Origin of the sequence: Streptomyces sp. NPDC051561 (assembly GCF_044454195.1) — a bacterium.
In the GTDB taxonomy this organism is placed as follows: Bacteria; Actinomycetota; Actinomycetes; order Streptomycetales; family Streptomycetaceae; genus Streptomyces.
The window spans coordinates 1-21,038 of record NZ_JBITDM010000011.1; the positions used below are offsets into that span (position 1 = coordinate 1).

General features: G+C 71.3%; 17 protein-coding genes. 9 read left to right on the forward strand and 8 right to left on the reverse strand.

The window, feature by feature from the left end; genetic code table 11:
- Nucleotides 1–203: 203 nt before the first annotated feature.
- The 3 genes from ACIA73_RS23615 to ACIA73_RS23625 form a co-directional block, all read right to left on the reverse strand.
- On the reverse strand, nt 204–2,462 hold the full coding sequence (locus ACIA73_RS23615; RefSeq protein WP_399440643.1) for an MMPL family transporter: 2,259 nt from the start codon (nt 2,460–2,462) through the stop codon (nt 204–206).
- A 150-nt stretch (nt 2,463–2,612) separates the two neighbouring features.
- Entirely contained in the window at nt 2,613–3,077 is a 465-nt protein-coding gene (locus ACIA73_RS23620; protein ID WP_399440644.1) for an SSI family serine proteinase inhibitor, read from the reverse strand.
- A gap of 119 nt (nt 3,078–3,196) precedes the next feature.
- On the reverse strand, nt 3,197–3,745 hold the full coding sequence (locus ACIA73_RS23625) for an FHA domain-containing protein (RefSeq protein ID WP_399440645.1): 549 nt from the start codon (nt 3,743–3,745) through the stop codon (nt 3,197–3,199).
- A 244-nt stretch (nt 3,746–3,989) separates the two neighbouring features.
- Between ACIA73_RS23625 and ACIA73_RS23630 the strand changes: the two genes are divergently transcribed.
- The gene (locus ACIA73_RS23630; protein ID WP_399440845.1) at nt 3,990–4,931 is read left to right on the forward strand and encodes a GNAT family N-acetyltransferase; all 942 of its coding nucleotides are present in this window, start codon (nt 3,990–3,992) and stop codon (nt 4,929–4,931) included.
- Nucleotides 4,932–5,100: 169 nt separating this feature from the next.
- The gene (gene treZ / locus ACIA73_RS23635; RefSeq protein WP_399440646.1) at nt 5,101–6,864 is read left to right on the forward strand and encodes a malto-oligosyltrehalose trehalohydrolase; all 1,764 of its coding nucleotides are present in this window, start codon (nt 5,101–5,103) and stop codon (nt 6,862–6,864) included.
- Between the two features lie 57 nt (nt 6,865–6,921).
- Here treZ and ACIA73_RS23640 read toward each other — a convergent pair whose 3' ends face one another.
- Entirely contained in the window at nt 6,922–7,287 is a 366-nt protein-coding gene (locus tag ACIA73_RS23640; protein WP_399440647.1) for a hypothetical protein, read from the reverse strand.
- 352 nt (nt 7,288–7,639) lie between these two features.
- Between ACIA73_RS23640 and ACIA73_RS23645 the strand changes: the two genes are divergently transcribed.
- The gene (locus ACIA73_RS23645) at nt 7,640–10,681 is read left to right on the forward strand and encodes an alpha-mannosidase (protein ID WP_399440648.1); all 3,042 of its coding nucleotides are present in this window, start codon (nt 7,640–7,642) and stop codon (nt 10,679–10,681) included.
- Here ACIA73_RS23645 and ACIA73_RS23650 read toward each other — a convergent pair.
- The 4 genes from ACIA73_RS23650 to ACIA73_RS23665 all read right to left on the reverse strand — a co-directional run bounded on the left by ACIA73_RS23650 (nt 10,678) and on the right by ACIA73_RS23665 (nt 15,144).
- Entirely contained in the window at nt 10,678–11,763 is a 1,086-nt protein-coding gene (locus ACIA73_RS23650) for a dipeptidase (RefSeq protein WP_399440649.1), read from the reverse strand. The genes ACIA73_RS23645 and ACIA73_RS23650 overlap by 4 nt on opposite strands.
- A gap of 33 nt (nt 11,764–11,796) precedes the next feature.
- Nucleotides 11,797–12,318, reverse strand: a complete 522-nt coding sequence (cpt, locus tag ACIA73_RS23655; RefSeq protein ID WP_399440846.1) for a chloramphenicol phosphotransferase CPT — start codon at nt 12,316–12,318, stop codon at nt 11,797–11,799.
- Nucleotides 12,319–12,409: 91 nt separating this feature from the next.
- Nucleotides 12,410–13,678: a cytochrome P450 gene (locus ACIA73_RS23660; RefSeq protein WP_399440650.1), complete on the reverse strand. Its 1,269-nt coding sequence runs from the start codon at nt 13,676–13,678 to the stop codon at nt 12,410–12,412.
- A 119-nt stretch (nt 13,679–13,797) separates the two neighbouring features.
- A complete protein-coding gene (locus tag ACIA73_RS23665) occupies nt 13,798–15,144 on the reverse strand; it encodes a glutamine synthetase family protein (protein ID WP_399440847.1) in 1,347 nt (448 codons plus the stop codon).
- 234 nt (nt 15,145–15,378) lie between these two features.
- On the opposite strand from ACIA73_RS23665, the gene ACIA73_RS23670 reads away from it, so the two are divergent.
- From ACIA73_RS23670 to ACIA73_RS23695, 6 genes are all read left to right on the forward strand, one after another.
- The gene (locus ACIA73_RS23670; RefSeq protein WP_399440651.1) at nt 15,379–15,567 is read left to right on the forward strand and encodes a ferredoxin; all 189 of its coding nucleotides are present in this window, start codon (nt 15,379–15,381) and stop codon (nt 15,565–15,567) included.
- A gap of 8 nt (nt 15,568–15,575) precedes the next feature.
- Nucleotides 15,576–16,805, forward strand: coding sequence for an NAD(P)/FAD-dependent oxidoreductase (locus ACIA73_RS23675; protein ID WP_399440652.1), 1,230 nt, complete (start codon nt 15,576–15,578; stop codon nt 16,803–16,805).
- Nucleotides 16,802–17,611: an acetoacetate decarboxylase family protein gene (locus tag ACIA73_RS23680; RefSeq protein WP_399440653.1), complete on the forward strand. Its 810-nt coding sequence runs from the start codon at nt 16,802–16,804 to the stop codon at nt 17,609–17,611. Before ACIA73_RS23675 ends, ACIA73_RS23680 begins: the two co-directional genes overlap by 4 nt.
- Before the next feature lie 129 nt (nt 17,612–17,740).
- The gene (locus tag ACIA73_RS23685) at nt 17,741–19,222 is read left to right on the forward strand and encodes an aldehyde dehydrogenase (protein WP_399440654.1); all 1,482 of its coding nucleotides are present in this window, start codon (nt 17,741–17,743) and stop codon (nt 19,220–19,222) included.
- Nucleotides 19,215–20,144: a 3,4-dihydroxyphenylacetate 2,3-dioxygenase gene (locus tag ACIA73_RS23690; RefSeq protein ID WP_399440655.1), complete on the forward strand. Its 930-nt coding sequence runs from the start codon at nt 19,215–19,217 to the stop codon at nt 20,142–20,144. Before ACIA73_RS23685 ends, ACIA73_RS23690 begins: the two co-directional genes overlap by 8 nt.
- Nucleotides 20,137–20,985 carry a fumarylacetoacetate hydrolase family protein gene (locus tag ACIA73_RS23695; protein ID WP_399440656.1) on the forward strand — a complete coding sequence of 283 codons (849 nt, stop codon included), beginning with the start codon at nt 20,137–20,139 and terminating at the stop codon, nt 20,983–20,985. The genes ACIA73_RS23690 and ACIA73_RS23695 overlap by 8 nt, the downstream gene beginning before the upstream one ends.
- Nucleotides 20,986–21,038: the final 53 nt, after the last annotated feature.

The window sequence follows — 21,038 nt, forward strand, 5'->3', positions numbered from 1 at the left end:
GGGGCCGCGGGGGGGGGGGGCGGCGGGGGGGGCGGGGGGGCCCCCGGGGGGGGCCGGGGGGGGGGGCGGGCCCCCCGGGGGGGGGGGGCCCCGCGCGCCCCCCCCCCCCCCCCCCCCCCCCCCCCCCCCCCCCCCCCCGTCCGTGGTCGCGCGCCCCCGTTCAGCGGGTCCCGCGCTCCCGGTCCCGATGTGCTGCCGCCGGCTCAGGGCCGTCCGGCTCCCGCATACCCGGTCGCGCCCGCGACGCCCTGTTCCACCGGGCCCGAGCAGGCGGCCGCATCGAGCGACTTGGCCCGCTCGCTGCGTATCCGTACCGGCCACCAGGTCCGGTCCCCCAGCAGGGCCAGCGCCGACGGGAGGATCAGGGCGCGCAGCACCACCGCGTCGAAGAGGACCGCGACGGTCAGGCCGACGGCCATCTGCTTCATCTCGATCCGGTCGATGAACAGGAAGCTGATGAAGACCGAGACCATGATCACGGCAGCGCTGGTGACCACTCCCGCCGTGCCCGCGATCCCGTCCACCACCGCCTGCTTGGTGGGCACTCCGCGCAGTACGGCCTCGCGGATCCGGCTGACCAAGAAGATCTGGTAGTCGGTGGAGAGTCCGACCAGGAGGGCGAACACCATCAGCGGCGTCCGGGACCCGACGAACCCGACCGACTCGAAGCCGAGCAGCCCCTCTGCCCAGGTCCCCTGGAAGACCAGGGTCAGTACGCCCCAGGACACCATCACCGTCGCCAGGTTGAGCAGCACCCCGAGCACCGCGAGGACCACCGAACGGAACGCCGCGTACATCACGGCCAGGCAGGCGAGCGAGACGAAGAGGATCACCCAGATCAGCCGGTCCGACTGGTGTGCGGCGTAGTCGGCCCCGTAGGCGATCTCGCCGCTGACCGCGACCTCGGCACCCGGTACCGCGCCGGCCACACCCGGTACCAGCTGGCCTCGCACCTTCTCCAGCGAGCGGGCTGCCTCGGGGGCGTTCTGGCCGTACGGAACCGGCAGGGCCAGCAGGGTGGTCCGGCCGTCCGCCGAGACGCGGGGCCCGGTGGCTCCGTTGACCGCGAACAGGGGGTCGCCCTCGACGCGGCCGACGAGTTGGCGCAGGGAGTCCGCGACGGCGGCGGCCTGATCGGTGCCCGCCCTGACGAGGATCAGGTGCGAGGCGCCCCGGTCGGGGAAGTCCGCCGTCAGCCGGTCGTAGGTGGCGACGGCGGGGACGCTGTCGGGGAAGGTCTCCTTGCCCTCGGTGCCGAGCTTCATGTTCAGCGCGGGCAGCGCGAGTGCGGCGGTCGCGGCGAGGCCGATCAGCAGGGTGGCGAGCGGGCGGCGCATCACCGGGCGCAGCAGGGCACTCCAGGCCGTGCTGTTCCCGTCGCCGGCCGTGCGGCTGTGCTGCTGCCGGCGGCGGCCCCGTCGGCCGTCGACCTTCGGGCCGAGCTTGGCGAGCAGTGCGGGCAGGATGGTCAGCGAGCCGCCGACGGCGACCAGGGTGACCAGGATCGCGCCGGTGGCGATGGACGAGAAGATCACGTCGTCCATCAGATAGAGACCGCCGAGGGAGAGCGCGACGGCGAGTCCGGATTCGACGACCGCACGGCCCGAGGTGGCGGCGGCCAGCTCGACGGCGGCGGTGTGGTTGAGGGCGCCGCCGGAGCGGGCCCGTTCCTCCCGTACCCGCTTGAGGTAGAAGAGCGAGTAGTCGACGCCGACCGCCATGCCGAGCATGAAGATCACGCTCAGTGCGGCGCCGCCCGCGTCGGGGAAGAGCCAGGAGGTGGGGCCGTAGAGCCCGACCGCTCCGGCGAAGGCGAGCAGTGCGAGCAGCACCGGGATTCCGGCGGCGATGACCGCGCCGAAGACGAACAGCAGGATCAGGAAGGTGACCGGGAGACTGATCATCTCGGTCCGCTGGAGGTCCTTGCCCTGCTGGTCGTTGACCCCGTTGGATATCGAGGCGCTGCCGGTCTCCTCCACCCGCAGGCCCGGGTGGGCCTTCTGCACGGCGGCGGTCTGGGCGAGCAGCGCGTCGACGTCCTCCTTCGCGGTCTCCTTGTCACCCCGGAGGGTGACGGTGACCAGCAGGGTTCCGGCCTTGCCGGAACGGACCGGACCGTCGACGTCGGTGACGGACGGCAACTTCCGCATCCGGCGTTCGACGTCCGTGGCGGCGGACCGGGCGGCGGCCTCGTCCGTGGTGCCGTTCGCACCGCTGATCAGTACCTCTTCGACCGGGGCGGGGGTCAGCCGCCCTTCGGAGGCGAGTGCTTCGGCGCGGCCCGCCTCACCGATCCAGAAGTCGGAGAACTGGCCCTTGTTGGTGCCGATCGCGGTTCCCACCCCGACACAGAGCACGACCAGGAGGATCCATCCGCCGATGGCGCGCCACGGATGGGTGGCGCACCATCGCGCCGTACGGACCGTGACCGGCTGTCTGGTACTGCTCGTCCTGCCCTGCATGAGGGCTCCTCCCCGGAAGGTTGCTGCTGTGTGATCAGCTTCCTTCCGGGGGTGGTGCTACGTCACTGATACAAGCCGTAAGATCCTGCTGGGGTTTTCCCCCGTGCCCACCTGCGGTCAACCGCACGGCACACAGCCCGAGTTGAGGGCTCAGGCAAGCTTGAAGACGGATCCGGTCGACGCCTGCATCACGCACTCGTTGGGGAACGTCTTCGCGAACGCCATCCGGCGGCCGTCCCACATCCCGTACGACAGTGCCGTCACCGGCTTGTAGATCATCGGGCAGGCGACATCGGCGCGCTTGATCTTGGAGATGTCACCGTCGACCGCGTCGAGCTGCGTGCAGGCCGTCATGGTGGCCTGGTGGCCGTCCTTCACCACGGACTGCTTCCTGGGCCCCGGGCAGCGCAGCACGGTGCCCTTCATGTCCCCGGCCACGTCCTCGCCCTCGATCACCACGACGTACATCCAGTTGCCGAGGGAGGCGGGAGCGGTGGACGCGGAGGGAGCGGCCGGAACCGTCTGCGCGGTCGCCCCGCCCGCCCCCGCGAGGAGTGCCGCCGCTGCCACCGTTGCGACGAGTGCCTTGCGTACTGCTGTCCGTACTGCTGCCATGTTGACCGCCACCGTTCTGTGCACGGGGTACGCGCGGACGGCCGCCCGCGTCGCAGCCTCCATCGGCACACAGCGGCAGCGCACTTGACGTCCGGTAGGCCGAACGGCCCACCGCCCCGTCAGGTCACCGACAGCCGGAAAGCCATCCGCCCGAAGCTGACCTGGTCCCCGTCGTTGACCACGACCACCCCCGTCACCCGGCGCCCGTTCACACACGTCCCGTTGGTGGAGCCGAGGTCACGCAGGATCCAGATGCCGTTCTGGTGGGTGAGTTCGGCGTGCCGGCGCGAGACGGTCTCGTGGCTGAGCCGCAGCCCGCTGCCCATCTCGCGGCCGATCCGCAGCGGAATAGGCCCGGGCTCCGGGAAGAGCAGCTTGGGCAGCCGCTCGGTGGTCCACGCCTTGCGCAGCCGCACGGTGAACGCGGAGGCGCGCCCCACCGCCGCGAACATCCGGCGGGACCAGTTGGGCTCGGTCTCCAGCCCCGCGGTGAGGACGGCCAGATCCGAGGACTGGCGGGCGGCCAGGGCCAGTTCCATCCGGTGGATGAAGGTCTCGTGGGACAGCCGGCCCTGGGCGGCTCCCTCGCGCAGCACGGAGAGCGCACGGTCCCGTTCGGCGTCGGAAACCCGGGCCGAATAGGTGGGGGGCTCGTAGGAGGGCGTCACGGGAAGATTGTCGGGCGGGAAGAGGTGGGTGTCCAGCGGGCCGTTGACCTGCAGCAGAGGTGTTACGTGAGTGATCCGGGCCGCCTACCGGGCCCGCACCGTGTCACCGGCCGCCCCCGGAATATTCACCTCCCGTTACCGAACTCCGCGAGGTATGGTGCCGCGCGCGCAAAACCGCAGCACACAGGCATGTGCCGGTACGTCCGTGCCACCTCACCCACCCTTCACGGGAGCACTTTTGTCCATAGTTTTCCGCCCGCTCGCAGGTCCCGAGGAACTCGACCTGTTCTGCCGGCTCTCCTACACCCTCGATCACGAACTGGCCGACGACCTCACCCAGGGGCAGCGCCGCCCGGCGTGGATGTGGGTGGCCCTCGACGGTGACCGGCTGCTCGGCCGGATCGCCTGGTGGACGAGCAAGGGCGGCGACACCCCGCAGTCCCTCGACTTCTTCGACCTGGACGACACCCTGCCGATGGCCGAACGCCTGGCGGTCGGGCGTGAGTTGCTCCGGCAGGCGGCGGAGGCGGTCCTTCCGGAGAAGGCGTCCGAGTGGCCCGAGTACAGCCGTTACGTCCCCGGCGACTGGCGCGAGGACGCGGCGGCCCGCGAGGTCGTGGAAGCCCGTACGAAGGTGCTGGAGGAGTCCGGGGCAAAGCTGTTGGTGGAACGGCTGCGGCTGGAGTGGCGCCCGGGGACCCCGGTGGCGGAGCCGACCGGAAGGCTCGTCTTCCGTCCGGTGAAGGACCGCGAGGATCTCATCACCCTGATGATCCCCGTGCAGGAGGGCACCCTCGACGCGCGCTCCCAGACCGACCTGGCGTCCGGCCTGAGTCTGCGCGAGGCAGCCGAGCTGCACTACGACGAGGAGTTCGCGCACTTCAAGACCCCGCAGGAGTGGTGGCGCGTCGCCGAACTCCCGGAGAGCGGCGAGCCGGTCGGCTTCGTGATCCCGGCCCGCAACAACTACCACCCGATCATCGCCTACCTCGGCGTGCTGCCGGCCCACCGCGGCCAGGGCTACATCGACGAGATCCTGGCCGAGGGCACCCGCGTGCTGGCCGCCGAGGACGTACCGCGCATCCGCGCCGCCACCGACCTCGCCAACGTCCCGATGGCGAAGGCCTTCGCGCGCGGCGGCTACGTCAACTTCGAGCGGGCGCTGAACATGACGTGGAGCGACTGACTCCGGTGCGCTGAGACGCCTGCCCCTCTGCCCCCCTCGCCCCGAGGGGGGCTTCCCGTTCCCGGTCCGGCATCCGGCGGTCTTGCCGCAGGCGGCGGCGCCACGAATCATCGGTAGGGACCGGGCCGGCCCGCATCGGGGGCCGCGTCGCCGACGGAAGGGGCCGCCAGTGCTGTTCGAGGTGTGGGCACCAGAGGCCGAGGGGCGGGTGACTCTGCACCTGCCGGGTCCCGCTGTCGCCGAGTACGCCATGGAGCGGGATCCGCAGCGGGACGGCTGGTGGACGGTACGGGCCGAGGCCGCCGACGGCAGCCGTTACGGGTACGCGCTGGACGGCGGCCCGGTCCACCCCGATCCGCGGTCCCGCCGCCAGCCGGACGGCCCTGACGGGCTGAGCGCGGTGGTGGAGCACGACACCTTCGTCCGGGGGGACGCCTGGGCGGGCCGCCCACTGTCCGGGGCGGTGCTGTACGAGCTGCACATCGGGACGTACACCCGCGAGGGCACCTTCGACGCGGCAGCCGAGCGGCTCTCCCACCTGGTGGAACTGGGCATCACCCATGTCGAGCTGATGCCCGTCTGCCCGTTTCCGGGGACGCACGGGTGGGGGTACGAGGGAGTGTCGCTGTGGGCGGTGCACGAGCCGTACGGAGGCCCGCAGGGGCTGAAGCGGTTCGTCGACGCCGCGCACGAACTGGGCCTGGGCGTCGTACTGGACGTGGTGCACAACCATCTGGGTCCGTCCGGCAACTACCTCCCCCTCTTCGGCCCGTACTTCACCGACACCCATCACACCCCGTGGGGTTCGGCGGTCAATCTGGACGCCCCCGGCTCGGACGAGGTCCGCGCCTATCTGCGGGGCAGCGCACTGTCCTGGCTGCGGGACTACCGGCTCGACGGGCTGCGGCTGGACGCCGTACACGCACTGGCGGACACCAGGGCGCTGCACTTCCTGGAGGAGCTGTCGGCGGCCGTGGACGCGCTGTCCGGCAAGCTGAACCGGCCGCTCTTCCTGATCGCCGAGTCGGACCTCGGGGACCCGCGCACCACCACCCCGCGCGAGCAGGGCGGTCTCGGGCTGCACGCGCAGTGGAACGACGACTTCCACCACGCCCTGCACACCGCCCTGACCGGCGAGTCCCAGGGCTACTACGCGGACTTCGCCCGGGACCCGCTCAAGGCCCTGACCAAGACCCTCACCAGGGCGTTCTTCCACGACGGCAGCTACTCGTCCTTCCGGGGCCGTGCGCACGGCCGCCCCGTCGACCGCGCGAGCACTCCCGCCCACCGCTTTCTCGCGTACACCCAGACCCATGACCAGGTGGGCAACCGGGCGCTGGGCGACCGGCTGTCCGCGTCCCTGTCCCCGGGGCTGCTGGCCTGTGCGGCGGCGCTGGTGCTGACGGGGCCCTTCACGCCGATGCTGTTCATGGGTGAGGAGTGGGGTGCGCGCACCCCGTGGCAGTTCTTCACCGACCACACCGATCCGGAGCTGGCCGAGGCGGTACGGCGCGGCAGGCGGCGGGAGTTCGCGGCGCACGGCTGGGCCGAGGAGGACATTCCGGATCCGCAGGATCCGCGTACCCGCGCACGTTCCTGTCTGGACTGGTCGGAGCTCTCCGGCGAACCGCACTCCCGGCTGTTCGCCTGGTACCGCGAGCTGATCGCGCTGCGCCGCACTCTCCCCGACCTGGCGGACCCCGATCTGGCCTCGGTCAGGGCCGCACACTCGGCGGACGGCGCGGGGCGCTGGATCGCGTACCGCAGGGGCGACATCAGGGTCGCGGTGAACCTCTCCAAGGACCCCGCCACCATCGGCCTGGGCCGCAACGGGCGCTGCCGGGTGCTGGCGGCCTGGGAGCCGGTGGAGGCACCGGGGCCGGACGGGGTGCTGGTGCTGCCGCCGGAGTCGTGCGTGGTGCTGGGCGGCTGACGCCTCGTCAAAGGCCGTCCGGGGTAAGGGAGCTGGGCACCCGGCTCCCTCACGCACCTAGTACGAGGGACCCCACGGATAGAACGCCAGCACCAGCACGCCGACCAGCACGGTGAGGATCACCGTGGTCGCCACCCAGTCCCGGTTGCCCCGTGAGCTGCCGCCCTGCCAGGACCGCCAGCCCTCGGGCCGCGCCTGCACCCTCTTCTTCCTCCGGCCCAGGCGCCGCTTCTGTGCCTGGGTCGCCAACTCGTCCTCGCGGCGCAGCCGTTCCGCCACCATCCGGGCGCGGGCGGACGGCTCCTTGGGGGCGTCCTGCCTGATCCGGGCCAGACTGTCCTGCTCGAACTGTTCCCAGACCTCGTCGGGGAGGAAGGGCTCCCTCTCGGACGGGTCGCCCTCGGCCACTGGACTGTTGCTCACCGCACGGTTCCTCTCGGCAGACGCATTCGCTTCGAATGCGCGCGCGAGATCCTATAGCGACAGAGCACCTGTTCGACACCTCGGAGACGAACCGGGGCAGACCTGTCCACTTCATCCCCGGTACGGGGCGCGTGGCGGCGGTTGCGAACGAGGTTTCCTCGGCGGTGCGGCAGGCAACGCCTACTACATCCGCCGCTCCTCGGCGGGCGAACGCCGCAGCACCTCCGAAGTCCGGTCGGCAGAAGCCACGTTCGCCCCTCTCTGTCCTCTGTCCGACCGCCGCGCCCCCTCCCCCCACCCGGCAGATCAGCGCCCCCACCCGGCAACTCACCACTCACACTCGGAGCCCCCCATGCACGACGACCGCAGCCTCGTGGAACACCGCCTCCAGCGAGTCCTCAGGGAACGCATTCGCCCCGCCGTCCACTCCCACCCCACGCCCCTCACCGTCGAACGCTGGGAAGCGCCGGGCGAGCCCGTCCCGGTGGCCGAGGGTCTGGCCGCCGTGTTCGAACCGGCGGCAGCGGGCGACGCATGGGGCCCGGCCTGGGGCACCACCTGGTTCCGGGTGACCGGGCGGGTTCCGGCCGCGTGGGCGGGACGTACCGTCGAGGCCGTCATCGACCTCGGCTTCGACCGGCAGATGCCAGGCTTCCAGTGCGAGGGCCTGGTCTACCGCCCGGACGGGGAAGCCGTGAAGGCCCTCAACCCGCGCAACGACTGGGTGCGGATCGGCGGCGACCGCGCCGAGGGCGGCGAGGAGGTCCTGCTGTACGTCGAGGCCTCGTCGAACCCGATTCTGGTCGACCACGCCCCGACGTACGAGGGCGACCGCCTCACCGCACAGTCCCATCCCCTCTACCGCATCGAGCGGATGGACCTCACCGTCTTCGAGACCGACGTCTGGGAGCTGGTCCAGGACCTGGAGGTGCTGGACTCCCTCATGCGCAACCTGGCCAAGGACGACGCGCGCCGCTTCGAGATCCTCCGCGCCGTCGAACGCGCCCTGGACGCGATCGACCTCGGCGACGTCGCGGGCACCGCCGCACCCGGCCGTGCCGAGCTGGCCGGGGTCCTCTCCTCCCCCGCCCCTCGCTCCGCCCACCGGATCAGCGCCGTCGGCCACGCGCACATCGACTCGGCCTGGCTGTGGCCGCTGCGCGAGACGGTCCGCAAGGTGGCCCGCACCTCCTCCAACATGGTCAACCTGATGGACGACCACCCGGAGTTCGTCTTCGCGATGTCGCAGGCGCAGCAGCTCGCCTGGATCAAGGAGCACCGCCCCGAGGTGTTCGCGAAGGTCAAGAAGAAGATCGCGGACGGGCAGTTCGTTCCGGTCGGCGGCATGTGGGTGGAGTCGGACACCAACATGGTCGGCGGGGAGGCGATGGCACGCCAGTTCCTCTACGGCAAGAAGTTCTTCATGGACGAGTTCGGCATCGAGACCAAGGAGGTCTGGCTGCCGGACTCCTTCGGCTACACCGCGGCGATGCCGCAGCTGGTCAAACTGTCAGGCTCCCAGTGGTTCCTGACCCAGAAGATCTCCTGGTCGCAGGTGAACAAGTTCCCGCACCACACCTTCTGGTGGGAGGGCATCGACGGCACCCGCGTCTTCACCCACTTCCCCCCGGTCGACACCTACAACTCCGACCTCGGCGGCGAGCAGATGGCCCACGCCGCCCGCAACTACCGTGAAAAGGGCCGGGGTTCACGCTCCCTGGCGCCCTTCGGCTGGGGCGACGGCGGTGGCGGCCCCACCCGCGAGATGCTGGCGCGCGCGCAGCGGCTCCGCGACCTGGAGGGTTCCCCCATAGTCACCGTCGAGAAGCCTTCCGAGTTCTTCCGCAAGGCCGAGAAGGAGTACCCGGACGCCCCCGTCTGGGCGGGCGAGCTCTACCTCGAACTCCACCGGGGCACCTACACCTCCCAGGCCAGGACCAAGCAGGGCAACCGCCACAGCGAGTCCCTCCTCCGCGAGGCCGAGCTGTGGGCGGCCACCGCGGCCGTCCGGGTGCCCGGATACACCTACCCCCAGGCCGAGTTGGAGGGCATCTGGAAGACGGTCCTGCTCCACCAGTTCCACGACATCCTGCCCGGCTCCTCCATCGCCTGGGTGCATCGCGAGGCCCGCGAGACCTACGCCCGTATCCGCTCCGCCCTGGAGTCGATCACAGTGGGCGCGCAGACAGCGCTGGCCGGCCGGGGCTCCGCGCACATGGTCTTCAACTCAGCTCCGCACAATCGCCGTTCGATTCCGGCGGGCGGTGCGGGTGCGGCACCGCGGCGAACCACCGCACCCGTCTCCGCGACCCCGCGCGACGGCGGCTTCGAGCTCGCCAACGACCTGCTGCGCATCGTCGTCGACAGCCGGGGACTGGTCACCTCCGCGTACGACCTCACGGCCCGCCGGGAATCCGTCGCCCCCGGTCTCGCCGCCAACCTGCTCCAGCTCCACCCCGACTTCCCGAACATGTGGGACGCCTGGGACATCGACGCGTTCTACCGCCACAACGTCACCGACCTCACCGGTCTCGACACCCTCGAACTCACCACCTCCACGGACGACTTGGCCGCCGTCACCGTGACCCGCTCCTTCGGCGACGCGGGCTCGACCGTCACCCAGCGCCTGACCCTCCGGTCCGGCTCGAAGGTCCTGGACATCGACACGGACGTCGACTGGCGCGAGACGGAGAAGTTCCTCAAGGCGGCCTTCCCCCTCGACGTGAAGGCGGACCGTTCGGCGTCCGAGACCCAGTTCGGCCATGTCTTGCGCGCCACCCACACCAACACCTCGTGGGAGGCTGCCAAGTTCGAGATCTGCGCCCACCGCTGGATCCAGGTCGAGGAACCCGGCTGGGGCGCCGCCCTCGTGAACGACTCCACCTACGGTCACGACGTCACCCGTGACATGCGCGCGGACGGCGGCCAGACCACCACCGTCCGGCTCTCCCTCCTCCGCGCCCCCCGCTACCCCGACCCGGAAACCGACCGGGGCACCCACCACCTGCGCTTCGCCCTCGCCCCCGGCGCCACCGTCACCGACGCGGTCCGCGAAGGCCACTGGATCAACCTCCCGGAACGTACGGTCTCCAACGCCTGCGCCTCCCCCGTCGCCCCCCTCTTCACCGTCGACGACCACCGCATCGTCGTCGAGGCGGTCAAGCTCGCGGAGGACGGCAGCGGGGATGTGGTGGTCCGCCTCTACGAGTCGGGCGGCGGCCGGGCCACCGGCACACTGACCCCCGGCTTCCCCGCCGCCTCGGTCACCGGGACCGACCTCCTGGAGCGTCCGTTGGCCGACTCACCGACGTACGAACTGAGTTCGCAGGACGGCGGCGTGGAACTGGCCCTCCGCCCGTTCCAGATCCTGACGCTGCGGGTGGCCCGGGCTTAGTCAGCCGGCGTCGTCCCGGAGGTGCGGCGCCACTCCCCTCCTCCGCACTGCACCGCCCTGCCCCGCCCCAGCTCCTTGCGGAACAGTTCCAGCACATTCCCCCCGAGGATCTTCCGGACGGTCTCCTCCGGTACACCCCGCCCCACCAGCGCGTCCGTCACCAACGGCAGCCCGCGCGGCCCGGACAGTCCGGGGAGCGACCACGGGTACGCGTACGGCTCCTCCTCGCAGCAGCGCGGCATGGTGTCGTGGTCGACCTCCTCGATGAAGTCGGCGCCGATGCCGATGTGGTCCGGGCCCACGACGTCCAGGACGTGGAGGAAGTGGTCGGTGAGGCGGTGCAGGGTGGCGTCGGCGGGATCCTCCGCGAGGAACTCCGGGAGGAAGTTCACGCAGACCGTGCCGCCGGTCGCGGCGATGCCGCGCAACTGGTCGTCGGTGAGGTTGCGGTGGTGGTCGCGCAGGGCGCGGGCGGAGGAGTGGGTGGCCATGACGGGGCGGGTCGCCAGCTCCAGTACGTGCCGCACTCCCGACGCGCTCAGATGCGACACGTCGTAGATCATCCCGAGGCTCTCCATGATTCCGAGCGCCTCGACCCCCGCCTCGGTGAGACGGCTTCCGGTGGCGTCCTCGCCGCTGCCGTCGGCCAGCGCCGTCCGCCTCCAGTGGGCGAGCGAGGCCACCCGTACCCCCAGCCGGAACAGCGTCGGGAACAGCTCCACGCTCGCGTCGACCCCCGGCGCACTCTCCAGCGCCAGCACCAACGCGATCTTCCCGGCCGCGTGCGCCGCATCGATGTCGTCCCCGTCGAGACACAGCCGTACGGAGTCCTGGTTGCCCTCCGCGAGCACATGCGCGCACTCGATCATGCGCAGGGTCTCGCGGAGGGCGCCCTCGGGACGGTACGCGTCCCCGATGAACACCGGCAGCACCTGGAGATTCACCCCGCCCTCCTGCAACTGCGGCAGCCACCGCTCACGGAAGAAGCTCGCCCAGCGCTTCGGGGGGCGGGCGGTGACGGCGATGAGGAGGTCGTTGTGGGCGTCGGCGACCACGGAAGTGCGGTGCAGTTCAAGGGACATGGGGGTCAGGGTAGGCGGCCCGCACCACCGCCCTCACTTCGCCCGCTGCGCGATCAGCCGCGCGCACTCCATCGCCCCGTTCCGCGCCGAGTCCACCTCGATGTCGTAGCGCACGCCCTCGTGCACGAGGTCTGCCTGTCCGGCGGCCATCCCGGGCTCCCGGTCGCCCCGCGCCGCCTCGCGGGCGGCGGCCACCGACGCCTCGCAGCGGACGCCGACCCAGAGCACCTCGATGCCGTCGAGGGCCGTGAGCCAGCGGTGCTGGGAGGCCGGGCCGCCGAGGAAGACCTCGTCCAGGACGACCCGGGCCCCGGCCCGTACCATCGCGGCCACGCCCTCGGCCCAGGCCCGGTCGAGGCGGCGGAACTCCGGGCCCACGGAGACCTCGCCGTGCGGACCGACAGCGATCCCGGCCTCGGCTCCCTGGAGATTCGCGGGGAGCGCGTCGACGAAGGTGTCGACGCTGAGGCTCAGCCAGTGCCCGGGGAGCACCTCCTGGAGGCACCGGGAGAGGGTGGACTTCCCCGAGCTGGAGCCACCGTTGAGAACGATCATCTGGGTCATCACCGGGTCAAGGTAGGGGTCTCGGGTGGCTCGCGCCAGGAAATTTGTGCGTGTGTGGCCGGTACCGGGGCCGGTACCGGCGTCAGGCGAGGGTGACCTCCACCGGCAGCCGCTTGATCCCGTTCACGAAGTTGCTGCGTACGCGCGGTACTTCGCCCGTCAGCCGGATCGACGAGATCCGGGGCAGCAGCTCCTGGAAGAGGATCTGGATTTCGAGGCGGGCGAGGGAGTTGCCGAGGCAGAAGTGGGGGCTGCCCTTGCCGAAGGTGACGTGGTCGATCTGGGTGCGGGTGACGTCGAAGGAGTAGGGGGAGGCGAAGACGGCCTCGTCGCGGTTGCCGGAGGCGAACCAGAGGACGACCTTGTCGCCCGCCCTGATGTGCTTGCCGCCGAGTTCCGTGTCGCGGGTGGCGGTACGGCGGAAGTGGTAGACGGGGGATGCCCAGCGGAGGAACTCCTCCACTGCGCCGGGGACGAGGGACGGGTCCGCCTGGAGTTTCACCAGTTCCTGGGGGTGCTGGATGAGGGCCAGCATGGAGTGGGAGATGGCGTGGCGGGTGGTTTCGTTGCCCGCGACGACCAGGAGCAGGAAGTAGTTGTCGAAGTCGTGGGAGGTGAGGGGGATCCCGTCCCTGGGGGTCTGGTTGACCAGGAGGCTGACCAGGTCGGTGCCGTTCCCGCCCTTGCGTTCGGCGGCCAGCTTCCGTCCGTAGGCGAAGACTTCGAGGGACGCGGGGCTGCGGAACGGGAGGTCGCGGTACTGCTCGCTGTCCTCGCTGTGCAGGAGTACGTCCGCGTAGTCGGGGTCCGTGTTGCCGATGATGCGGTTGCCCCAGTCGATGAGCTGCTGGGTGTCGTCGGCGGGGATGTCGAGCATCCGGGCGAGGACGTTGATGGGGAAGTCCGCGGAGATCTCCTCGACGAAGTCGAAGGCGCCCTTGGCGAGGGCGGCGTCCAGGGTGCGGCGGGTGAGGACGCGGAGGAAGTCGCTGTAGGCGGCGACCGCCTTGGGGGTGAAGGGCTTCTGCAGGAGGCGGCGCATGGCCTGGTGGCGCAGGCCGTCGGTTTCGAGGAGGGAGCGGCGGATGGCTATCTGGTCGTCGTCCACCTCTTCCAGGTTGGTGAAACGGGTGGAGGTGTACGTCTCGGGGTCGCGGTCGACGGCGACGATGTCGGCGTGCCGGGTGACCGCCCAGAAACCGCTGTTGGGGGCGGGTTCGGGCTGCCAGTGGACGGGGTCCTCGCGACGCAGGGTGTCGAGCATCCGCCAGGGGGTCTCGCCGTCGAGGAAGTTGTCGGGGTCGGCGAGGTTCACGGCGGAGAGCGGGACGAGCGGGAGGGGGTCGCACATGGGGGCTCCAGGGTGACTCGGAAGGGGCACACGTGGCGGGGGCTCGGACGCGGCTGTCGGAGGCGGTACGCGTGCCACGGGCTCGGACGCGGGCAGTGGCGCGGCTCGGACACGGGCTCTCAGAGGTGGTAGGCGTACTCGCCGAACTCCCAGTCGGTGACGTGCTGTTGGAAGCGCTGGACCTCGTTGCGCTTGTAGGCGAGGAAGGCGGCGGTGAACTCCGTGCCGAGGAGTCCGGTGAGCGGGCCGTCGGCGACCAGGGCGTCCAGGGCGGCGGGGAGCGTGGCGGGGAGCTGGGGGGCCTTGCCGGTGTCGTAGCCGTACCCCTCCAGCGGGGCCGGTGGCTCCTCCTTCGCGACGATGCCGAGGAGGGCTGCGGCGAGGGTGCTCGCGATGATCAGGTACGGATTGGCGCTCGCGTCGCCGAGGCGGAGTTCCAGGCGGGCGGCCGGGCCGCGCTCCGGGGGGACGCGGATCATGGCGCTGCGGTTGTCGAGGCCCCAGTCGATCAGCCAGGGGGCCAGGGTGTCCGGGCCGAAGCGTTTGTAGGAGTTGACGGTGGGGTTCTGGAGGGCGGCCAGCGCGGGGGCGTGCGCGAGCAGGCCGGCCAGGGCGTGGCGGGCGGTGGCGGAGAGGCCGTGCGGGGCGGCGGGGTCGTCGAAGACGTTGCGGCCGTCGCCGGGTTCGACGGCGGAGAGGTGGAGGTGGAAGCCGGAGCCGCCCTCGTCGTTGAACGGCTTGGCCATGAAGGTGGCCAACTTGCCTTCCTTGCGGGCCAGTTCCTTGACGGCCGCCTTGAAGCGGAAGGCGCGGTCGGCGGCGTCCAGGGCCTCGGAGTGATTGAGGTTGATCTCGAACTGGCCGCTGCTGTACTCGTGGTTGCCCGCGATGACGGCGAGCCCGAGGTCGCGGAGCTGGCGGAGGGTACGCAGGAGATGGCGGTCGGGGTCGCCGCGCAGCCCGGCGGTGTAGACGTTTCCGGGGGCTTCCGCGTAGCGGCGCCAGCCGGTGGCGGAGGCGGGGTCGGGGTCGCTCTCGCAGAGGAAGTATTCGAGTTCCGGGCCGACGACCGGGGTCAGACCGTGCCCGGTCCACGCGTCGAGGACCTTCCGCAGGACGCCGCGCGGCGACTCCGGCGCCGGGGCGCCGGTCACCGGATCGCTCACCTCGCCCAGGCACCAGGCCACGCCCGGCTCCCAGGGGAGCGCCGCGAGGGTGGACAGATCGGGGCGTACGACGATGTCCGGGAGACCGGCGTCCAGCCCGCCCGGGACGTCGACCGTGTCACCGCGCGGCGTCGTGTGGTAGACGGCACGGCAGAAGGCGAGGCCGTGCCCGAGAGCCGAGGGCAGGTGCTCGACGAGGACGTCCCTGGCGCGGTCGGTGCCGAGGAGGTCGGGGTAGGTCACCCGTACCACGTCGATGTCGTGGCCCTGCGCGGCGAGACGTTCGAGGTGCTGACTGATCCCGGGCGGCAGCGAGGGCTGCGCCGGGGACTGCGGTCCGGACTGCGTTGCGCTCACCGGGGACTCCTCCAGGTCGTTTGACTCCAAAAGATATGCAGAGCCTCCGCGCGGCACAAGGGCGCCCACCGAATCCCCCCTCTCCGCAGGGCGGTTGACCGAGCCCCGTACGGGGATTAACTTGTTTGAACTCAAACGATTCCGCCGTCGCCGCTCACCCTCCCGGGAGGACCGCTCATGAAGGTCGCAGTGGACATGAAGGTCTGTCAGAACCACGGCCAGTGCGCCTTCTCGGCCCCGGACGTCTTCCAACTCGACGCGGAAGGGCAGCTGTTGTACGTCGCCGAGCCGGCCGATTCGCTGCGCGAGGACGTCGAGGACGCGGCGGACGTCTGCCCGCTCCAGGCCATCACCATCGAGGACTGAGTCGCAGCGTGAGGACCGACCGCATCGTCGTCGCCGGGGCGTCCCTCGGCGGTCTGCGCACCGCCGAACAACTGCGCCGCAACGGCTTCACCGGTGAGCTGGTGGTCGTCGGCGACGAACCGCACATGCCGTACAACCGGCCCCCGCTGTCGAAGGAGGTGCTGGCCGGGAAGGCGTCCTTCGACTCGGTGACCTTCCGGCCGAAGGCGGCCGTCGCCGATGTGGTGTGGCGGCTCGGCGGGGCGATCGTCTCGGCGGACCTCGCCACGCGCGTGGTCCGGCTCGCCGACGGCGAGGAGTTGCCGTACGCCGGCCTGGTCGTGGCCACCGGGCTGCGGCCGCGCCGTCTCGACGTACCGGGTCCGGGGCCGGGGCCGGCGCAGGGCCGCCACGTCATTCGTACGATCGACGATGCGCTGGCCCTGCGGCACGCACTGCGTCCGGGCGTCCAACTGGTCGTCGTCGGGGCCGGGTTCGTCGGGTGCGAGGTCGCGGCGACGGCGCGCGGCCTGGGTGCGGAAGTGACGGTGGTGGAACCGGAGCCGCTGCCGCTGCGGCGCCCGCTGGGTGAGCTGCCGGCCCGGGCACTCCTGGAGCGCCACCGCGCACAGGGCGTGCGCTTCGCGCTCGGCCGTACGGTGACCCGCTTCACCGGGCACGCCGGCCGGGTCACCGGTGTCGAACTGGACGACGGGACCCGGGTACCGGCGGATGCCGTCGTGGAGGCGGTCGGCGCGCTGCCCAACACCGGGTGGCTGGCGGGCAACGGGCTCGACCTGAGCGACGGGGTGCTCTGCGACGGGCAGTTGCGGGCCGTGGGTGCGTCCGGTGTCGTCGCGGTCGGCGATGTGGCGCGGTTCCCGAACCCCCGGTACGACACGGTGGCCCGGCGGGTCGAGCACTGGTCGGTGCCGGGCGACAGTGCGAAGCACGCGGCGCGGGTGCTGCTCGGGCAGGAGACTGCCGACCCCTTCGCCCCGCTTCCCTCCTTCTGGAGCGACCAGTACACGTACCGGATCCAGTCCTTCGGCGCGCCCGCGCTGGGCGTCGGGGACGTACGGGTGCTGCACGGCGACCCGGATGCCGACGGCGCGGGCGATCTGGTGACGGGTTACCACGACGCGGACGGCCGGCTGGTGGGTGTGGTCGCGCTGGGCGGCCCGGCAGCGGTGGCCGGGGCGGCGGCGTACCGCTCCGCACTGAATTCCTCTCCCCTCTCCCTAGGAGCACTCTCGTGAACAGCACAGTCCGGGGTTACTTCCACCCCAAGACGGCGACCGGCGCCGCGTCCCTGATCCCCGCGCCGCCGTGGCAGTACTCCGGCGACCTGCTGACCGTCGAGTACCGGACGGATCCGCAGCGGGTACGTGAACTGCTGCCCGCACCACTGGAGTTGGCGGAAGAGGACCCGGGGGCGGTCGCGCTGATCTGGGCGGACTGGCAGTCCTGCTCGTCCTCGCGCGAGGAGTTGCTCGACCCGGTGCGGGCGCAGTACCGGGAGGCCTTCGCGGTCGTCCGGTGCGCGTACCTGGGGCGGACGTACTCGCGCTGCGTCTACATCTGGGTCGACAAGGACTTCGCGCTCGCGCGGGGGCTGCACCAGGGCTATCCGAAGAAGCTGGGGTCGATCCACCAGACCCGGCCGCATCCGTACGGGCCCGCGCCCCGGATCGAGGCGGGCGCGCGCTTCGGTGCGACCCTCGCGGCGGCGGACCGGCGGCTGGCGGAGGCCACCTTCACCCTGCGCGAGGAGAGTGCGGCCCATGGCTTCGTCAATGGCCACCCGATGATCCACCACCGCTGGCTGCCCTCCATCGAGAAGGGCAAGGGCCTGGCGCTGGACGAGCTGGTCGAGACGGGCGCGGCATCCTTCGAGGCGGGCCCGGCCTGGGCGGCGGACGCGGAGCTCTCCCTCTTCGATTCGCCGACCGAGGAACTGGCACGGCTGGAGATCCGGGAGCCGATCGGGGCGTACTACCGGCAGGTGGGCGTGAGCTGGGACGGGGGGCGGCTGTTGGAGTCGGGGACGTCGGGGGCGGGATAGCGGCGGGGTGCCACTGGGGGAGCGAGCGCCCCCGGCCCCGGTTGCTCCGCGGGTGCCCCGGGGGCTGGTCGCGCGGTTCCCCGTACTCCTGGACGGACTTTCCCGTAGCCCACACAGCAAGGAGCCCCCATGTCCCACACCGCCACCGTCGCCGGCATCCCCGTCGACACCCGCCACTGGATCGGCGGCCGTCGCGTCGCCTCCGCCTCAGGCGCGACCTTCACCGACCACTCCCCCATTGACGGCGCCGCCCTCGCCGAGGTCTCCCGGGGCGGCGCCGAGGAAGCCGACGCAGCTGTGGCCGCGGCCAAGGCCGCCTTTCCCGGCTGGGCCGCGACCGGCCCCGCCGAGCGGGCCCGCATCCTCCACGCCATCGCCGACGGCGTCGAGAAGCGGCTCGAAGAGCTGGCCCAGATCGAGACCCTCGACAACGGCGCCCTCCTCCGCTCCCACCGCCGTGGCGTCATGCCCCGCGTCGCGCACAACTTCCGCTTCTTCGCCGACTGGCTGACCAACGAACTCTCCCACCCTGACTTCGACACCAACACCCGTCGCAATCACGTCAGTTGGGACCCAGCTGGACCGTGTGTCCTGATCACCCCGTGGAACGCCCCACTGATGATGGAGAGCTGGAAGGTCGCCCCGGCCCTCGCCGCCGGCAACACCGTCGTCCTGAAGCCCGCCGAGTGGTCCCCGCTCACCGCCTCCCTGCTCGCCGACATCGCACACCGGGCGGGGCTGCCCGCCGGTGTCCTCAACCTCGTGCAGGGGTACGGCGCCGAGGCCGGCCGGCCACTGGTCGAGCACCCGGACGTACGCCGGATCAGCTTCACCGGCTCCGTACCGACCGCCAGGCACATCGCCGCGGCCGCAGCCGCGAACCTCACCCCCACCTCCCTCGAACTCGGCGGGAAGTCGCCCCTCCTCGTCCTCGCGGACGCGGACCTCGCCCTGGCCGTCGAGCTGGCGGTGGAGCAGTACGACAACGCGGGCCAGGTCTGCCTCGCGGGTACCCGCCTCCTCGTCCACGAGTCCGTCGCAGCCGAGTTCACCCGCCGTTTCGTGGAGCGGGCGAACGCGCTCGTCCAGGGCGACCCGCGCGACCCCGCCACCGACATCGGGCCCACCATCCACCCGCGCCAGCTCGAACGGGTCGACGGGTTCGTGCGGCGGGCGATCGCCGCCGGCGGTACGGCCGTCATCGGCGGCAGCCCCCGCCACGACCTCGGTGACCTCTACTACCGCCCCACCCTCCTCACCGGCCTCCCGCAGGACGCCGAGGCCGTCCAGGAGGAGATCTTCGGCCCGGTCCTCACCCTCCAGACCTTCGCCTCCGACGACGAGGCCGTCGCTCTCGCCAACGGCACCCGCTTCGGCCTCGCCGCCACCGTCGTCACCGGCGACAGGAAGCACGCGGACCTCGTCACCGGGCGCCTCGTCGCGGGCACCGTCTGGGTCAACTGCTTCTACGTGCGCGACCTGCGCGCCCCGTTCGGCGGCTCCCGCCAGTCCGGGGCCGGCCGGGAGGGCGGCACCTGGAGCTTCGACTTCTACTGCGACATCAAGAACACCGTCACCGCTCAGGAAGCAGGGTGGACCCGCCATGGGTGAAATCGTCGGTGCGGGACTGCTCTCGCACGTCCCCACCATCGTTCTGCCCGAGGAGACCCGCAAGGAGCTCAACGAGGGCAGGGAGATCAGTCTGGTCCCCGGACTGCGCAGGCTCCGCGAGGAGGTCTTCGAGAAGCTGGACTACGACACCGTGGTCGTCCTGGACTCGCACTGGGCGACCACCGTCGAGTTCGTCGTCGCCGCCCAGGACCGCCGCGCCGGGCTCTTCACCTCCGAGGAGCTGCCGCGCGGGATGTGCCGGATGCCCTACGACTACCCCGGCGACCCCGAACTCGCCCGGAAACTGGCCGGGTTCGCGGACCGGCACGGGACCTGGATCACCCCGATCGACGACCCGTACCTGCCCGTGTACTACGCCACGATCAACCTCTGGAAGTACCTCGGCGAGGGGCTCCCGGACAAGAAGTGGGTGTCGATCGGGGTCTGCCAGACCGCCGGCACCGAGGACAATCTGCGGCTCGGCCGGGCACTCGCTGACGCGGTCGCCGCCACCGACCGCAAGGTCCTCGTCATCGCCTCCGGTGCGCTCTCGCACACCTTCTGGCCGTTGCGCGAGCTGCGCTCCCACGAGTCCAGCGACCCCCGCCACATCTTCAGCGCCGGTGCCCGCGAGGCCGACCGCGAGCGGATCGCCTGGTTCGAGGAGGGTCGGCACGACGAGGTCCTCCGCACCATGCCGGAGTTCCACGTCTTCAAGCCCGAGGCCCGCTTCGGCCACTACCTGATGATGGCCGGGGCCCTCGGCGAGGAGCGCTGCACCGCTCCCGGCCGCCTCTACAGCGCGTACGAGAACGCTGTCGGAACCGGCCAGATCCACATCTGGTTCGACCGCCCACAAGGCGGCTGGACCGCCAACTCGCCTGCTCGCGAACAGACTTCACCGGAGTCCTCCCATGCCTGAGTACCGCCGCGTCCTCCTCGAAGGCGCCGTCGTCCACACCGTCCGCGAGGGCGACGAACTCGTCTCCGCGGACGGCCGCCGGGTGAAGGCGGCCGACGCCCACCACCTCCCCCCGGTCGTCCCGTCCAAGGTCATCGCCGTACACCTCAACCACCGCAGCCGGGTCGAGGAGTTCCAGCTCGACCTGGCCCCCACCCCCACCTACTTCCACAAGCCCACCTCCGCCCTCAACTCCCACCACGGTGCCGTCGTCCGCCCGGAGGGCTGCAAGTACCTCAACTACGAGGGCGAGGTGGCCATCGTCATCGGCAGGACCGCTCGCAACATCTCCCCCGGGGAGGCCGGTGACCACATCGCCGGTTACACCATCGGCAACGACTACGGCCTGCACGACTTCCGCGACACCGACGCCGGTTCGATGCTGCGGGTGAAGGGCTCGGACACCCTGTGCCCGCTCGGACCGGGTCTGGTCACCGACTGGGACTTCCGCGACAAGTACCTGCGGACGTACGTCAACGGCGTCGTCGTCCAGGACGGCTCCACCTCCGAGATGGAGTGGGACATGCACTACCTGGTCGCCGACATCGCCCGCACCATCACCCTGCACCCGGGCGATGTACTGCTCTCCGGTACGCCGGCCAACTCCCGCCCCGTGCAGCCGGGGGATGTCGTGGAGGTCGAGGTCGAGGGCCTCGGCAGGCTCAGCAACCACATCGTCTCCGGCCCGATCCCCGTCCGCGACGACTGCGGCGCCCAGCCCACCGAGTCGGAGGAGGTCGTCTCCACGGCCTTCGGCGGCGACTGGGAGTTCCGCGGGGTCCGCGCACCGAAGCGGGGCTGACCAGCGGGGACCCGCTGCGCGTACGGGTGGCCGAGCCCCTGACCAGGGGGTGC

What these genes read in the sequence shown, in the direction of transcription:
- ACIA73_RS23650 (WP_399440649.1), bottom strand. Translation starts at nt 11,763, where the DNA reads ATGTCCCTTGAACTGCACCGCACTTCCGTGGTCGCCGACGCCCACAAC.
- cpt (WP_399440846.1), bottom strand. Translation starts at nt 12,318, where the DNA reads ATGATCGTTCTCAACGGTGGCTCCAGCTCGGGGAAGTCCACCCTCTCC.
- ACIA73_RS23670 (WP_399440651.1), top strand. Translation starts at nt 15,379, where the DNA reads ATGAAGGTCGCAGTGGACATGAAGGTCTGTCAGAACCACGGCCAGTGC.
- ACIA73_RS23660 (WP_399440650.1), bottom strand. Translation starts at nt 13,678, where the DNA reads ATGTGCGACCCCCTCCCGCTCGTCCCGCTCTCCGCCGTGAACCTCGCC.
- ACIA73_RS23690 (WP_399440655.1), top strand. Translation starts at nt 19,215, where the DNA reads ATGGGTGAAATCGTCGGTGCGGGACTGCTCTCGCACGTCCCCACCATC.
- ACIA73_RS23620 (WP_399440644.1), bottom strand. Translation starts at nt 3,077, where the DNA reads ATGGCAGCAGTACGGACAGCAGTACGCAAGGCACTCGTCGCAACGGTG.
- ACIA73_RS23615 (WP_399440643.1), bottom strand. Translation starts at nt 2,462, where the DNA reads ATGCAGGGCAGGACGAGCAGTACCAGACAGCCGGTCACGGTCCGTACG.
- ACIA73_RS23695 (WP_399440656.1), top strand. Translation starts at nt 20,137, where the DNA reads ATGCCTGAGTACCGCCGCGTCCTCCTCGAAGGCGCCGTCGTCCACACC.
- ACIA73_RS23645 (WP_399440648.1), top strand. Translation starts at nt 7,640, where the DNA reads ATGCACGACGACCGCAGCCTCGTGGAACACCGCCTCCAGCGAGTCCTC.
- ACIA73_RS23685 (WP_399440654.1), top strand. Translation starts at nt 17,741, where the DNA reads ATGTCCCACACCGCCACCGTCGCCGGCATCCCCGTCGACACCCGCCAC.